14 protein-coding genes are annotated in these 14,199 nt (G+C 70.4%); 13 read left to right on the top strand and 1 reads right to left on the bottom strand.

The features are described 5' to 3' along the window. The first annotated feature begins 6 nt into the window (after nucleotides 1-6). The 10 genes from AB0M79_RS15995 (at nucleotide 7) to AB0M79_RS15950 (ending at nucleotide 10,773) form a co-directional block, all read left to right on the top strand. Nucleotides 7-1,704, top strand: a complete 1,698-nt coding sequence (locus AB0M79_RS15995) for a cation acetate symporter (protein WP_364213619.1) — start codon at nucleotides 7-9, stop codon at nucleotides 1,702-1,704. Between the two features lie 106 nt (nucleotides 1,705-1,810). Then, nucleotides 1,811-2,788: an NAD-dependent epimerase/dehydratase family protein gene (locus tag AB0M79_RS15990; RefSeq protein WP_364213428.1), complete on the top strand. Its 978-nt coding sequence runs from the start codon at nucleotides 1,811-1,813 to the stop codon at nucleotides 2,786-2,788. Nucleotides 2,789-2,871: 83 nt separating this feature from the next. After that, on the top strand, nucleotides 2,872-4,101 hold the full coding sequence (locus tag AB0M79_RS15985; protein ID WP_364213425.1) for an LCP family protein: 1,230 nt from the start codon (nucleotides 2,872-2,874) through the stop codon (nucleotides 4,099-4,101). Nucleotides 4,102-4,413: 312 nt separating this feature from the next. Continuing rightward, entirely contained in the window at nucleotides 4,414-5,475 is a 1,062-nt protein-coding gene (locus AB0M79_RS15980) for an LCP family protein (protein ID WP_364213422.1), read from the top strand. Nucleotides 5,476-5,716: 241 nt separating this feature from the next. Continuing rightward, nucleotides 5,717-6,667 carry an LCP family protein gene (locus tag AB0M79_RS15975; protein ID WP_364213419.1) on the top strand — a complete coding sequence of 317 codons (951 nt, stop codon included), beginning with the start codon at nucleotides 5,717-5,719 and terminating at the stop codon, nucleotides 6,665-6,667. A 47-nt stretch (nucleotides 6,668-6,714) separates the two neighbouring features. Beyond that, the gene (locus tag AB0M79_RS15970) at nucleotides 6,715-7,050 is read left to right on the top strand and encodes a rhodanese-like domain-containing protein (RefSeq protein WP_357535018.1); all 336 of its coding nucleotides are present in this window, start codon (nucleotides 6,715-6,717) and stop codon (nucleotides 7,048-7,050) included. After that, nucleotides 7,047-7,844, top strand: a complete 798-nt coding sequence (locus tag AB0M79_RS15965) for a glycerophosphodiester phosphodiesterase family protein (RefSeq protein ID WP_364213416.1) — start codon at nucleotides 7,047-7,049, stop codon at nucleotides 7,842-7,844. Before AB0M79_RS15970 ends, AB0M79_RS15965 begins: the two co-directional genes overlap by 4 nt. A 45-nt stretch (nucleotides 7,845-7,889) precedes the next feature. Continuing rightward, complete coding sequence (locus tag AB0M79_RS15960; protein ID WP_364213413.1) at nucleotides 7,890-9,374, top strand: ATP-binding protein; 1,485 nt, start codon at nucleotides 7,890-7,892, stop codon at nucleotides 9,372-9,374. Between the two features lie 48 nt (nucleotides 9,375-9,422). Continuing rightward, nucleotides 9,423-9,827, top strand: coding sequence for an ATP-binding protein (locus AB0M79_RS15955; RefSeq protein ID WP_357535249.1), 405 nt, complete (start codon nucleotides 9,423-9,425; stop codon nucleotides 9,825-9,827). A gap of 61 nt (nucleotides 9,828-9,888) precedes the next feature. Further along, the gene (locus AB0M79_RS15950; protein WP_364213410.1) at nucleotides 9,889-10,773 is read left to right on the top strand and encodes a DUF5926 family protein; all 885 of its coding nucleotides are present in this window, start codon (nucleotides 9,889-9,891) and stop codon (nucleotides 10,771-10,773) included. Nucleotides 10,774-10,829: 56 nt separating this feature from the next. Here AB0M79_RS15950 and AB0M79_RS15945 read toward each other — a convergent pair whose 3' ends face one another. Then, on the bottom strand, nucleotides 10,830-12,059 hold the full coding sequence (locus AB0M79_RS15945; protein WP_364213616.1) for an arginine deiminase: 1,230 nt from the start codon (nucleotides 12,057-12,059) through the stop codon (nucleotides 10,830-10,832). 166 nt (nucleotides 12,060-12,225) lie between these two features. Between AB0M79_RS15945 and AB0M79_RS15940 the strand changes: the two genes are divergently transcribed. The 3 genes from AB0M79_RS15940 to AB0M79_RS15930 all read left to right on the top strand — a co-directional run bounded on the left by AB0M79_RS15940 (nucleotide 12,226) and on the right by AB0M79_RS15930 (nucleotide 14,151). Further along, the gene (locus tag AB0M79_RS15940; RefSeq protein ID WP_364213407.1) at nucleotides 12,226-12,990 is read left to right on the top strand and encodes a hypothetical protein; all 765 of its coding nucleotides are present in this window, start codon (nucleotides 12,226-12,228) and stop codon (nucleotides 12,988-12,990) included. Between the two features lie 214 nt (nucleotides 12,991-13,204). Beyond that, nucleotides 13,205-13,666 (top strand): PAS domain-containing protein, encoded by a 462-nt coding sequence (locus tag AB0M79_RS15935; protein ID WP_364213404.1) that lies wholly within the window; start codon nucleotides 13,205-13,207, stop codon nucleotides 13,664-13,666. Nucleotides 13,667-13,764: 98 nt separating this feature from the next. Beyond that, nucleotides 13,765-14,151 (top strand): ACT domain-containing protein, encoded by a 387-nt coding sequence (locus tag AB0M79_RS15930; protein WP_364213613.1) that lies wholly within the window; start codon nucleotides 13,765-13,767, stop codon nucleotides 14,149-14,151. The last annotated feature ends 48 nt before the right edge of the window (nucleotides 14,152-14,199 follow it).

Below are 14,199 nucleotides of genomic sequence, written 5' to 3'. Positions count from 1 at the left end.
GGCAACCTGACGCTCGACGGCGTCGTCGACGGCGTACGCAACCTCGCCGCCGAGGCCGGCAACAGCACCGCCCGGACCCTGACCATCACGCTGTTCCTGGTGTTCGTCGCGGTGACGCTGGGCATCACGCTCTGGGCCAGCCGGCAGACCAAAACCGCCACCGACTTCTACGCCGGTGGCCGGTCGTTCTCCGGCTTCCAGAACGGGATGGCGATCGGCGGCGACTACATGTCGGCGGCGTCGTTCCTCGGCATCGCCGGCATGATCGCCCTGTACGGCTACGACGGCTTCCTCTACTCGATCGGCTTCCTCGTCGCCTGGCTGGTGGCCCTGCTGCTGGTGGCGGAGCTGCTCCGGAACTCGGGCCGATACACGATGGCCGACGTGCTGGCGTTCCGGATGCGGCAGCGTCCGGTGCGTACCGCCGCCGCCGTCTCCACGATCACCGTGTCGATCTTCTACCTGCTGGCCCAGATGGTCGGCGCGGGCGCCCTGGTGGCGCTGCTGCTCGGCATCCGGCCCGGCACGACGTTCCTCGGCATGGACGCCGACACCGCCAAGGTCGCCACCATCATCCTGGTCGGCGCCCTGATGATCATCTACGTGACGGTCGGCGGCATGAAGGGCACCACCTACGTGCAGATCGTCAAGGCGTTCCTGCTGATGGGCGGCGCGCTGATCATGACGGTGCTGGTGCTGGCGCACTACAAGTTCAACCTGTCGGCGCTGCTCGGCGACGCGGCGGCCACCTCCGGCAAAGGCAACGCGTTCCTCGAACCCGGGCTGAGATACGGCGTCGAGGTCGCCGGCAACGCGACACAGACCTTCTACAACAAGATGGACCTGCTGTCGCTGGGCATCGCGCTGGTACTCGGCACCGCCGGCCTGCCACACATCCTGATCCGCTTCTACACGGTGCCGACGGCCAAGGCGGCCCGCAAGAGCGTGCTGTGGGCGATCGGCATCATCGGCACCTTCTACCTGTTCACCCTGGCCCTGGGCTTCGGCGCGGCGGCCCTGGTCGGCGGCGAGGCGATCACCACCCAGGACGCGGCCGGAAACACCGCGGCACCACAGCTCGCCCAGGCCCTCGGCGTCGACTTCTTCGGCGGCGAACTCGGCGGCGCGGCGATGCTCGCGGTGATCGCCGCGGTCGCGTTCGCCACCATCCTGGCGGTGGTGGCCGGCCTGACCCTGGCCTCGTCGTCCAGCCTGGCCCACGACTTCTACGCCAACGTGCTCAAGCGGGGCGAGGCGTCGGAGCGCCAGGAGGTACGGGTGGCCCGGATCTCCGCCTTCGTGATCGGCGCGGTCTCCATCGTGTTGTCGATCTTCGCGCAGAACCTCAACGTGGCGTTCCTGGTGGCGCTGGCCTTCGCGGTCGCCGCCTCCGGCAACCTGCCGGCGATCCTCTACAGCCTGTTCTGGAAACGGTTCAACACCTCGGGCGCGGTCTGGTCGATCTACGGCGGCCTGCTCGCCGCGGTGGTGCTGGTCTTCTTCTCCCCGGTGGTCTCCGGTGCCCCGTCGTCGATGTTCCCCGACGCGGACTGGCAGTGGTTCCCGCTGTCCAACCCGGGCATCATCTCGATCCCGCTCGGCTTCCTCGCCGGCTGGATCGGGACGGTGATCTCCAAGGAACGCGACGAGGACAAGTACGCCGAACTGGAGGTCAGGTCGCTGACCGGACACGGCGCGCACTGACCGCGACCGGTGCCGGGTGGGTCGACACCCACCCGGCACCGGCGGGTCGGGCGCCGAGGTCCACTCACCTCATGCCGCGCCCGATCGCGACAAGTAGGCTGACGGCATGGTGGTAGCTCAACGTTATGGAAAAGGTCAGCGAATCCTCGTCACCGGCGGTGCGGGCTTCATGCCGTCGCATCTCGTCGATGCGCTGCTGGCCCGGGGCTGCACCGTCGTCGCGATCGACAACTTCGTGACCGGATCCAAGAACAACGTTGCCCACCTGGCCGAAAACCCGCTGTTCACGCTGGTGGAGGCGGATGTTTCGGACGGTCTGCCGGTGCACCACCCGGCCGTGGCCGAGCGGTTCGACGCCATCATGCACATGGCGTCGCCGGCGAGTCCGAAGGATTTCGCCACCCTGCCGGTCGAGATCCTGCGGGTGGGTTCGCTGGCCACCATCCACCTGCTCGAACGGGCGGTCACCGACGGTGCCAGGTTCATCATGGCGTCGACGTCCGAGGCGTACGGCGACCCGCTGGTCCACCCGCAGCCGGAGTCGTACTGGGGCAACGTCAACCCGGTCGGCATCCGCAGCGTCTACGACGAGGCCAAGCGGTTCGCCGAGGCCACGACGATGGCCTACCACCGCTACCGGGGCGCCGACGTCGGCATCGTACGGATCTTCAACACGTACGGTCCCCGGATGCGGCCCGACGACGGCCGGGCCATCCCGACGTTCATCACCCAGGCGCTGCGCGGCGAGCCGATCACGGTGCACGGCACCGGCACCCAGACCCGGTCCATCTGCTACGTCGACGACCTGGTCAAGGGCATCCTGCTGCTGCTCGACTCGTCCGAGACCGGTCCGGTCAACTGCGGCACCGAACACGAGGTGACGATGCGCGACCTGGCGGAGCTGATCGTGTCACTGACCGGCAGCACGTCGACCGTCACCTACCTCACCCGGACCGCCGACGACCCGGAGATGCGTCGCCCCGATCTGACCCTGGCCCGGGAGCGGCTCGGCTATACCCCGTCGGTGCCGCCCGAGGATGGCCTGCGCCGCACGATCGCCCACTTCAGCGCTCACCTGAACTGATCGGGGGAGGGGCGGTCCCGACTTCGTGCCGCCATCGTCGTGCCTGAACTGCGCTTTTCGCATCTGTCCGTACTCTGAAAAGCATGGCAGCCAGGACGTCTCCCCACGATGGCTCATACCGCCGGTCTTCGATCCCTCAGGCCGGCTCCGGCGGTTCGGGCCGGATTTCCGGCCGTGCCCGGGTCGGCGGTCAAGCCGGCGCTCGGCAGCCGGGCCACCCCGCGTCGGGCGGTGGGTCCGGCGGCGGGCCTCGCCCGCCCTACGGCCGGTCCGGCGGAACGGTCCGGTCGGGCCGGCGCGGGCCACGTCCCAGGTGGGGCCGGATCGCCCTGGTGGCCGGGCTCGCGGTGCTGGTGCTCAGCCTGCTGGGCGCCGGGGGTATGTGGGTGTACGCGAGCAGCCTGGAAAGCGACCTGGACCGCACCGACGCGTTCTCGGACATCACCGGTGGACGACCCGAGTCGGTCACCGGGGCGCTCAACATCCTCCTGGTCGGCACCGACTCCCGTGATCCGGATGCCCCGCTGGACCAGCCCGGCGAGTGGCGCGCCGACACGGTGATCATCATGCACATCCCGGCCTCGCACGACGAGGCGTACCTGGTCTCCATCCCGCGCGACCTCTACGTGCCGATTCCGGAGAACGCGGGCGCGCCCTGCGGTTCGGGACAGCGGTCGAAGATCAACGCGGCGTTCGCGTGGGGCGGCCTGCCACTCGCCGTACACACGGTGGAGTGCTTCACCGATATCCGGATGGACCACGTCATGGCCGTCGACTTCGGTGGGTTCAAGGAGGTCACCGACGCTCTCGGCGGGGTGGAACTGTACGTCGAGCAGGACACCACCTCGATCCACAAGCCGTACCGCAAGTTCAGCAAGGGTACGAACCACATGAACGGCACCGAGGCGCTCGACTGGATCCGCCAGCGCAAGCAGTTCCCGGACGGTGACTTCGCCCGGATGCGCCACCAGCAGGAGTTCCTGCGGGCGCTGATGGACAAGGCGGTGAGCACCGGCACGCTGACCAACCCGAAGAAGATGAACGACTTCCTCAAGGCCACGACCGCCGCGGTCACCGTCGACGAGGGGTTCTCGCTGGTCGACATGGCGGTCAAGTTCCGCAACCTGCGGGGCGACAACCTGCGCTTCATGACCAGCCCGCACAACGGCAGCGAGACCATCAACGGCGAGTCGGTGGTCGTCTCGGACCGGGAGAAGGCGCTCGCGATGTACAAGGCGATGGCGGCCGACAAGATGGCCGACTGGGTGCGGGCGAACGCCGAACCGTCGCCGTCGGCCGACAACGGCGGCTGATCGCCTGGTCAAGCCGGGTACGGCGGGGCGGAGTGGGCGGGTGCCCGGCCGCCCCGGCGGCGTCGCGGAGGCTACCGACCAGTATTGGTCACAAAATCGAAACAGGATGGGGGCTCGCGAGAACGGATCGGTGTCCGTACAGTGACGTCGGCCCATCGTCCCGCCCCTGGAGTACCAATGCCCGTCGAGACCCCCAGACGGACCCGATCGGCCCGTTCGGCACCCCCGCCCAGCCGTTCGGCCACCGCACGGAGCCATTCGAAGCCGGCGAAGCGCACCAAACGCAAGGATCCGCTCTGGTCGCGGCTACTGGTGATCGCGGGCGCGTTCCTGATGATGGTCAGCGGAGGGGCCATCGTCGGCACCAAGGTCATCATCGACCAGGCGACCAGCAACATCGCACAGGACGACCTGCTGGGCATCGCCGGCACGAACGACCAGGGCGGCAACGACCTTGACGGGCCGATCAACATGCTGCTGCTCGGTGTCGACCTCAGGAAGGGCTGGGACAAGAACGACACCCGGGCCGACACCATCATCATCCTGCACATCCCGGCTACCCACGACCAGGCATACCTGATCTCCATCCCCCGGGACACGGAGGTGACCGCCCCGGCGTTCCCGAAGAGCGGCTTCCAGGGCGGGGTCGGGAAGATCACCGACATGTTCCACGCGGGCGCCCAGAACGGTGGCGAGTGGTCCGGTGGGGCCCAGTTGGTCGCCCAGACCATCAAGAACTTCAGCGGCATCACCTTCAACGGCGCCGCGATCATCGACTTCAGCGGCTTCAAGGGCATCATCGACGCGCTCGGCAGTGTGCGGATGTGCGTCGACCAGGAGGTCGAGTCGATCCACATGCTGACCCGGGAGCGGGACGGATACCCGGTCTACATCTCCGACAAGGAGCGGCACCCGGGCGAGAAGCTGAACCCGGTGGTCTACAAGAAGGGCTGCCGGGAGATGAAGGGCTGGGAGGCGCTGGACTACTCCCGGCAGCGCTACGGCCTGGACAACGGCGACTACGACCGCCAGAAGAACCAGCAGCAACTGGTCAAGGCGATCGCCAAGAAGGCCGTCGACAGCGGGGCCATGACCAACCCGATGAAGATCAACGAGTTGATGAAGGCGGCCGGTGAGGCGTTCGTCCTGGACACCGCCGGCACGCCGGTCGCCGACTTCGTCTTCACCCTGCGGGGCGTCGCGGCCAACGACATGGTGATGCTGCGCACCAACGGCGGCACCTTCAACGGCAACAACTCCGGCCGCGAGGCGCTCCAGCCGATCAGTCTCGAGATGTTCGAGGCGGTCAAGAACGACCGGCTCGCCGAGTTCGTCATGAACAACCCGACCGTGATGGCGAACAACAAGTCGTAGCACCACCCAAGGTCGGCAAAACACCATCAACTCGGGCAAGTCATCCCTACGCTGACGTGAGAAGGGTTCACGCCGTGCGTAGGGAGGCGTCACGTCCAGATCCGAACGGGCGGACCCGGACCGGAACCGCCCGACCGGCACCGAGCGGGGCGGCGCGCTGGCCGTACGGCCCCGGGACGACGCGGAAGCGCCCCGGCCGCCCGCCCCACGCTGGACCCGCGCCCTGATCACCCTGGGCCTGGTGCTGCTGGTCGTCGCCGCGGCGGGACTGACCGGGCTGCGCAGCCTCACCGACCGGTACGGCGGCTCGGTGACGACCGACCAGCTCCTCGCCCCCGACGCCCGGGGCGACCGGAATGGCGTCACCGGCCCGCTCAACTACCTGCTCATCGGCTCCGACCTGCGCGCCTCCAACCCGGATGCCGGCCAGCGCGCCGACTCGATCCTCATCGTCCACGTCCCGGCCGGGCTGGACCGGGCCTACCTCGTCTCGGTCCCCCGCGACCTGCTCGTCCAGATCCCGGCCGACCCGGCCGCCGGCTACTCCGGCGGCACCGACCGGATCAACGCCGCCTTCCAGTTCGGCAACGCCGGCGCCAGCGGGGCCAAACTGCTCTCGGCCACGGTCACCCTGTTCACCGGCGTCCGGTTCGACGGTGCCGCCATCCTCGACTTCTCCGGGTTCCGCCGGGTCATCGACCTGATCGGCGGGGTCGAGATGTGCGTCGACAGCGAGGTGCGGTCGATCCACACCGGCCACCTGTTCACCACCGGCTGCCAGCAGATGGACGGCGCGCGGGCCCTCGACTACGTACGCCAGCGCTACGACCTGCCGAACGGGGACTACGACCGGCAGCGCCACCAGCAGCAACTGCTGAAGGCGATACTGCAGAAGGTCGACCTGGGCGGCCTGGTCACCCAGCCCGTCAAGCTCGACCAGCTCATCCGGGCGGTCGGCGCCTCGTTCACGGTCGACACCGGCGGGGTACCGGTCGAGGACCTGGCGTTCGCGTTGCGCGGCCTGCGCCCGGAGACGCTGCTCGGGGTGCAGATGCCGGCGCACGCGCAGGACGTGGCCGGATCGTCGTACTCGATGCTCGACCCGGCCGCCGACTCCCTCTTCGGCGCCCTGCGGCAGGCCGGGATGCGGGACTGGACGACCCGCAATCCGAACTGGGTGAATCGGCTGTAGGACCGGCCGGCGGCACGTCGAAGGAGCACGCCCTAAGCTTGGTAGCCGTGTTCGGACGCCAGATCCCCTCCGTGAGCGTGCCCCAGATCGCCGACGACGCCTACGTGCTCGACGTACGCGAGCCCGACGAGTGGTCGGCCGGGCACGCGCCCGGGGCCCACCACATCCCGATGATGGAGATCCCGGCCCGGCTCTCCGAGGTGCCCACCGAAGGCGACGTGGTCGTGATCTGCCGCTCCGGCGGGCGGTCGGGCCAGGTCGTCGGCTATCTGATGAGCAACGGGTGGGACAACGTACGCAACGTCGCGGGCGGCATGCACGACTGGGCCGCCGCCGGCCGCCCGGTCGTCAGCACGGACGGGCAGCCGGCCCGCGTGCTGTGAACGGACCGCTGGTCTTCGCCCACCGGGGCTCCTCGGCGCTGCTGCCGGAGCACACCCTCGCGGCCTACCTGCGCGCGATCGAAGAGGGTGCCGACGGGGTCGAGTGCGACGTACGGCTCACCCGCGACGGGCACCTCGTCTGCGTGCACGACCGGCGGCTGGACCGCACCAGCAACGGCACCGGCCGGGTCAGTGCCCGTACGCTCGCCGAACTCGACGAACTGGACTTCGGCTCCTGGCACACCGCCGCGCTCTCCGACGACCGGGTCACGGACATACCCGCCGACCCGTCCCGGACCCGGCTGCTCACCCTCGACCGGCTGCTCGACGCGTTACACGACGCCGGACGCCCGGTGCGACTGCTGATCGAGACCAAACACCCGTCCCGGCGGGGCGCGACCGTCGAACGCACCCTGGTGGCGACACTGCGGGCCCGGGGACTGCTCGACCCCGCCCCGGACCATCCGGTCCAGGTCACCGTGATGTCGTTCTCGCCGCTGGCCGTCCGGCGGATGCGCGAACTCGCGCCGGGACTGCCGACGGCGCTGCTGCTGGAGATGCTGCCGCCCGGGTTGCGGGTCGGCCGGCTGCCGTTCGGCGCCCGGATCGCCGGGCCGGGCATCGGCCTGGTCCGGGCCCGGCCGCAGCTCGTACCGAAGCTGCGGGCCGCCGGCAACCGGGTCTTCGTGTGGACGGTGAACGAGCCGGACGACCTCGACCTGGTAATCGGCCACGGGGTGGACGGGATCATCACCGATCGGCCGGCTCTGGTCCTCCAGCGGCTCGGACGTTGAGTGCCAGGACTGCCCAAAACACGCGGGAGTTGGCAGACTCGGGGCATGCCGGAGCGCCCCGACTACGCCGCTCTGATCGCCGGCCAGACCGTCGTCATCGAGATGACCAACTCCGGCGAGGCAGGGATTCCCGTCCTCACCCACCTGCTCCGGGTCGCCGAGCGTGCCCTCGGCGCGGGCGGCATGGCGTTCGTGGAATACCGGCCGGACAGCGGACGGATCATCGCGGCCACCGGCGGGGTCGGTTGGGCGCTCGGCCGGCCGGTCGACCGCACCGGTCCGGCGGCGGCGCGGCTGATGCACGGCCCTCGCACCGACGAGGCCCTGATCGGCGAACTCCCCGGTGACCTGGCGCACCAGCTCGCCGGGCACGGGCTGCACCGGGTGATCTCGGCCCGGGCCGAGGTCGGCGGACTGGTGGTCGGCAGCCTCCACGCCTACTACGCCGACCCGCCCGCCGGCCGCACCCGGCACGCGTACGGCGATCCGGCCGACTCCGCCGAGCACCACGCCCTGCTCGCCTACCTCGCCGCCTGCGCCGCCCACATGTACGGCGACCAGGCCGGGCTGCCGATCCACGGTGACGGCCCGGTGGTGGCGGCGCTCGCCGACGGCCTGGCGATCGTCGACCGGGACGGCTACGTCCGGCTGTGGAACCCGGCGGCCGAGCAGGTGACCGGGCATCCGGCGGCGCAGATCCTCAACCGCCCGGCACCGTTCCCGCTGCCGCCGGCAGGGCAGGTGGTCGACCACAAGCTGCCGGACGGTCGGTGGTTGACGATCACCTCCGGCGACCTGCCCGGCGCGATCTCGTCGCGGGTGGTGACGTTCCGCGACATCACCGACCAGCACCGGCGCGACCACGACCTGTTCGTCGCGGTCACCAGCCACGAGCTGCGAACTCCGGTCACCGTCATCAAGGGGTACGCCGACACGCTGTGCAACCACTGGGACTCGCTGACCGACCCCGACCGCAGGCAGGCGGCCCGGGTCATCGGGCAGCGTGCCGACGAGTTGGCCCGCCTGCTCGACCGGCTCCTGTCGGCGGCCGACGACATCGGCCCGGTCGGCGACGCCCCGCCCGTACCGTTCGACCTGGTCGAGGCGCTGCGGGCGGCGGCCCTGGACCTGCCGGCGGACCTGCGCCGACGGCTGGTCGTCGACCTGCCCGGTGACCTGCCCAAGGCGTTCGGCGACCGGGCCAGCCTGGCCACGGTGCTCACCGAACTGGCGACCAACGCCGACAAGTACTCGCCACCCGACACCCTGATCGAGCTGACCGCCGAGGCCGACCGACGGACCGTCGTGTTCCGGGTTAGCGACCGCGGCATCGGGGTACGTCCCGATCACGTGGAGCGCGCGTTCGACCGCTTCTGGCAGGGCGAATCGGGCGACCGGCGGCGTTACCCCGGCGCCGGTCTCGGACTCTTCCTGGTACGGCGGATCGTCGAGCGACAGAACGGCTGGGTCTCCCTGCGTCCGCGCGACGGGGGCGGTACGGTCGCAGAGGTGCGGCTGCCCCGCGGATGAGACGGCGCGGCCCGCCGCCGGAATGTCCGAGGAGGCACGATCGTGTCCATGGCGTTGGCCGAACGATCCTGGTGCGTGGTCGTCCCTCACCACACCGGGGGAGCCCGCATCGCCCGGCACCGGCTCGCGGCGGAACTCTCCGACGTCGTACCGCCGGAGCTGCTCTCCGATGCCGTCGCCGTGGTCGCCGAGTTGGTCGGAAACGCCGTACGGCACGCCGACCCACTGCCGGGCGGGGTCGTCCGGGTGTCGTGGCGGCTGCGGCCCGGGGTCGACGCCGACATCGTCGAGGTACGGGTCACCGACGGCGGCGCGCAGGCACCGCCGACGCTGCGTACGGTCGGCCCGGAGTCGCTCGACGGCCGTGGCCTGTGCATCGTGGCGGCGCTGTCCGGCCGCTGGGGTGTGGAGCGCGACGGGCTGGGGCAGAGCGTGTGGGCGGAGCTGTCGTAGCGGCGGCCATTTACCCGGTACGCGTCCCACGGGACGCCGCCGGGGCCTAGGCTGTTTCGCCGTGAGTAAGCGTCGAAAGAACCCCCGGTCCGCCGACCAAGCGCCGAAGCGCGAAAAGGTACGTGACATCTTCGTCCCCCGACCGTTCGAGGGCCTCGCCGACGAGGCCGAGTGGATCGCCCTGCGGGAGCTGGTGCCCGCGGCGTCGGCTCCGCTGACGCTCGCCCCCGACCTGGTGGAGCGCTTCGGTGACCGCCCGGTCACGCTGGCCACGGTGCTGCCGATGGCCTGGCCCGCGATGACCAAGCCCGACGGCCGGATCTTCATCGGCCTCCAGCGCCACGTGCAGTCCGGCGACGTCTCCCGAGACCTGGCCGTGGCGATCCTGTGCGCGCTGCAGACCGCGCCCGGTGGCACCGTGTCGGTGCCCGCCCTGCCCGGTGAGGGTCCACGGTTGCAGGACGTCCTCGTCGACGGTCCGCTCGACGTGACGATGCACGACGGTTTCGAGTTCTGGCTCGACGAAGACGCGGCCGACGACTCGAACGTCAAGGCATCCCTGGAGCGGGCGAACGCCTCGATCTACCCGACCGTACGGCTCGCGGCCGCACCGGCCGCGTACTGGTGCCGGGTGCCGGACAAGGGGCACGTCCGTTGGGTGCTGCCGGACCAGGAGGATGCCGCGTTGGCGGCGCTGTCGCGGCTCGCCGCGGCGGGTGAGCTGCTACTCGGCGACGGGACGAAGTTCGCCGGGATGTTCCGGGCACACGGCCTGCTCGTGCCGGTGTGGGACATCCCCGGCGTGCCCGAGGCCGCCGAGTGGGAGGCGCCGCTGGCCGAGTTCGCGAAGCGGTACGCGGAGGCACTCGCCGACACCGAACCGCTGGACGCGGCGGCGCGACGGGCCCGGCAGGGACTGCTCGGTCGCCAGCTCACCCTGCGCTGAGCCCGGCCGCTCACCCGGCGCGAGCCCAGCCGCTCACCCGGCGCGAGCCCGGCCGCTCACCCGGCGGCGACGGCCGGCAGGGCGAGCGGTGAGCGGACGATCGGGCAGGACATGCATCGCGGACCACCCCGGCCGGAGCCCAGCTCCGAGCCGGGGATCCGGATGACCTCGATTCCGGCCCGTTCGAGCTGCGCGTTGGTTTCGATGTTGCGCTCGTACGCCACGCACAGCCGGGCGGCGATCGCCAGGGTGTTGTTGCCGTCGTCCCACTGCTCGCGTTCGGCGGTGACCGGGTCGAGCCCGGTGTCGATCACGCGCAGGGTGTCGATGTCCATGGCGTCGGCGGCGGCCCGTAGGAAGGGTGCCGGGCCGTCCACCTGTGGCTCGCCGTCCGGCCCGGAGATCACCGTGTAGGCGAGCAGGGTGTCGGCGATGTTGGGATACATCAGGACGGCATCGACGTCGACCATCGTGCAGACCGTGTCGAGGTGCATGGTGGCCCGCTCCTGCGCGATCGGCACGACCAGGATGGTGTGCGCCAGGCCGGCACCGAAGACCCGGCGGGCCAGCCGTTCGGCGCCGGCGGGCGTGGTCCGCTCGCCGGTGCCGATGGCGATCACGCCGGGACCGAGGAGCAGCAGGTCGCCGCCTTCGAGCGGTTCGAGGTCCGGCCCGTACGCGAACCGGGTCCCGCCGAATCGCGGGTGGTGCCGGTAGATGGCGTCGAGCAGGGTGGTCTCCCGGCGCCGGGCCGGCATGGCCAGGCTGGTCACCGCGGCGTGGTCGCGGATCCAGACCGACGAGTCGCGGGTGAACAGCAGGTTGGGGAGCGGGTCGATCACGAAGTCGTGTTCGTCCATCAGGGTGTGGACGAGGCCGCCCGGTCGGTCCCAGCTGGTCCGCAGCTCGTGCCGGGCGAGTCCGGCGATGAGGATGTCGGCCAGTCCGGCGGGATCGAGGTATGCGAGATGGTCGGAAACTCTTCGACTCAGGGTATCGCCTAGCCTGCGGTCGGCGAGTATCATCTCGGTCAGCTCAGATCGGGCCGCCGGCACGGCCAGTGTCTCAGCAAGCAAATCTGCGACATAGAGCACTTCTACGCCGCGGTCGCGAAGGGCCGCCGCGAAGATGTCGTGCTCCTCTTGGGCGCGACCAACCCACGGGATGGCATCAAACAGCAGGTCATCGTTGTTTCGTGGGGTCAGCCGGGCGAGTTCTCGGCCGGGCCGGTGCAACAGGACGGTGCTCAGCCGTCCGACCTCACTGTCGACGTAATGGGTCACAATGGCAGCGTAGGACCTTGCGTTGGCACCATCTGGCAAAAGAGGCGTGGAGTGAATGAGGCATTCATCCTTACTCACTCCGGTTTTGCACCTTGCCCGACAGGCGGTGTCACCACGTAGGGTAGTGGTATCACAACTCAGAGGACCTTTTGCCGGAGGTCGAGAAGAGATGACTGTCTTTCCTGCGCGTTCGGGTGCACCAGTCCAGCGAGCCGTTCCTCGCCAGCGGGCTCTGCCCACCAATAGCGAGAAGTCGCCACCCTCGTCGCCGGGAGGGCTGGCCGCCGTCCGCCCCACCGCACTCGAATGGGCCCGCCGCCGCCGTGCCGAGCGGGACGCCCGTCGCGTCGAAGCCGCCGGCGCCCGCGCGCTGAACCGGCTGGACCACCTCGGGCCGTCGTGGCACGTGGTGGACTGGCCGCGGACCGACTCCCCCGAGACCCAGATCTTCGACACCGGCCGCGCCGGCGACGACCGGGCGGGCTTCCTCGCGATCGGCCCGAGCGGGCTGTTCGCGGTCACCATCGCCGATCACGGCCGCTCCCGGGTGATGGTCGCGGGCGACGTGGTGCAGATCAACGGCAAGCGACCGACCTACGTCGGCCAGGCCCGCCGGGACGCGAAGCGGGCCAGCAAGGCCATGTCCGCCGCGACCGGGCACACCATCCCGGTCACCCCGGTGCTGACCTTCGTCGGCTCCGGCGTCATCAGCGTCTACGGCCTGCCGAAGGACTGCCTGGTGGCCACCCACCGCGAACTCGACCGCCTGCTGGTCGCCGGCGGCAGCCGGATCAGCGCGACGACGGCCGAGAAGCTCTCCGCGGTCGCCCGACACCCATCGACCTGGTTGAACGCGCCCTACCGTTCCGCCGCCGACTACCGGTGGTACGAGGACGGCCGAACGGCCGCTGACAAGAGCGCGGCGCGCCGGTAACGTCTGCTCCCAACACCACCCGCGCCCATCGACCACCCTCGAAGCACTGGCCTGCCCGCGGCACCAAGGTGCCCTCCCCCGCCGCGGTCGCTCCGGGCAGGCACGGGTCGGCGGGAGTGTGGCGATCGACTAACGTTGCGGGTCGGTTGACTCCGCGGATCCGCCCCGACGGCGGATCCGGCGAGGTGATCCGGCAAGGTGCATGGGAGGCGCGGTGGCACACGTCGAGCTTGAGCTGACCGAGGCGTTGGCGCCATCCAGTCGCACACCGGCGGAGCCGGCGGTCGGCGACAGCCTGCAACTCTGGTTGGCGACGGTGTCACACGCGGCGGAGCCCTGCCTGGTCATCGACCGGCAGACCACCATCACCGCCGTCTCCAGTTCGTGCTGTGATCTGCTCGGGCTGGGCACGCCCGCCGAGACGGTCGGGCTCGCGCTGCTCGACGGCAAGCTGCGGCTGGTCGACTTCACCGCGGCCCGGGGCGAACTGACCGAGACCGAGATCGACAAGATTCCCCCGCTGCTCGCGCTGACGTCCGGCCGGCTGGCCCGGGGCCTGCTGCGCGTGCAGTCCGACAGCTCCGCCGAAAACGTCGCCACCGTCGACGCGATCGCCACCCCGTTGTCGGTCGACGGGACGGTCGCCGGCTCGCTCACCTTCTTCTCGCCGGTCTGACCGGTGCCCACCCCGCGGGCGCCGGGCCCGGTGAGTGTGGCGATCAACGCATCGCCACACGGTTGGGAGCGGGCCCGGTGAACCGTAGTGTTCCCACCATGCTGGACCTCGACCTGCTACCGGACGAATACGCGGTGTGTCGACTGCCGGCCGGCTCCCCGCTGCCCGCCAATCTGGTCGGCGGCCCGGACGGCGGCGTCGTCTCGGTGACCTGGACCGCCGACGAGGTCTCCATCATCTGCCGGTCCGACCTGGTGCCGGTCGAGGCGACCGCCGAAACCCCGTGGCGTTGCTTCCGGGTCGTCGGCCCGCTCGACCTCGCGCTGACCGGCATCCTCGCCTCCCTGGTCACCCCGCTGGCCGACGCCCGGGTCAACATCCTCGCCTTCTCGACGTACGACACCGACTACCTGCTGGTGCCGTCCGTACGGCTCACCGAGGCGCTGGCCACGCTCACCCACACCGGCCACCGGATCACAACCTGATCTTCCCGGCGCGAGCACGCACCGCCTACCATGGGGCTCCACCCTGCC

Source organism: Polymorphospora sp. NPDC051019, from assembly GCF_040683055.1.
In the GTDB taxonomy this organism is placed as follows: Bacteria; Actinomycetota; Actinomycetes; order Mycobacteriales; family Micromonosporaceae; genus Polymorphospora; species Polymorphospora lycopeni.
This window is presented reverse-complemented; position numbering and strand designations above follow the sequence as displayed.

Bases quoted from the DNA above. Each gene is read 5' to 3' on its own strand.
- AB0M79_RS15940 (WP_364213407.1), top strand. From the start codon at position 12,226: ATGACTGTCTTTCCTGCGCGTTCGGGTGCACCAGTCCAGCGAGCCGTT.
- AB0M79_RS15960 (WP_364213413.1), top strand. From the start codon at position 7,890: ATGCCGGAGCGCCCCGACTACGCCGCTCTGATCGCCGGCCAGACCGTC.
- AB0M79_RS15930 (WP_364213613.1), top strand. From the start codon at position 13,765: ATGCTGGACCTCGACCTGCTACCGGACGAATACGCGGTGTGTCGACTG.
- AB0M79_RS15955 (WP_357535249.1), top strand. From the start codon at position 9,423: ATGGCGTTGGCCGAACGATCCTGGTGCGTGGTCGTCCCTCACCACACC.
- AB0M79_RS15985 (WP_364213425.1), top strand. From the start codon at position 2,872: ATGGCAGCCAGGACGTCTCCCCACGATGGCTCATACCGCCGGTCTTCG.
- AB0M79_RS15990 (WP_364213428.1), top strand. From the start codon at position 1,811: ATGGTGGTAGCTCAACGTTATGGAAAAGGTCAGCGAATCCTCGTCACC.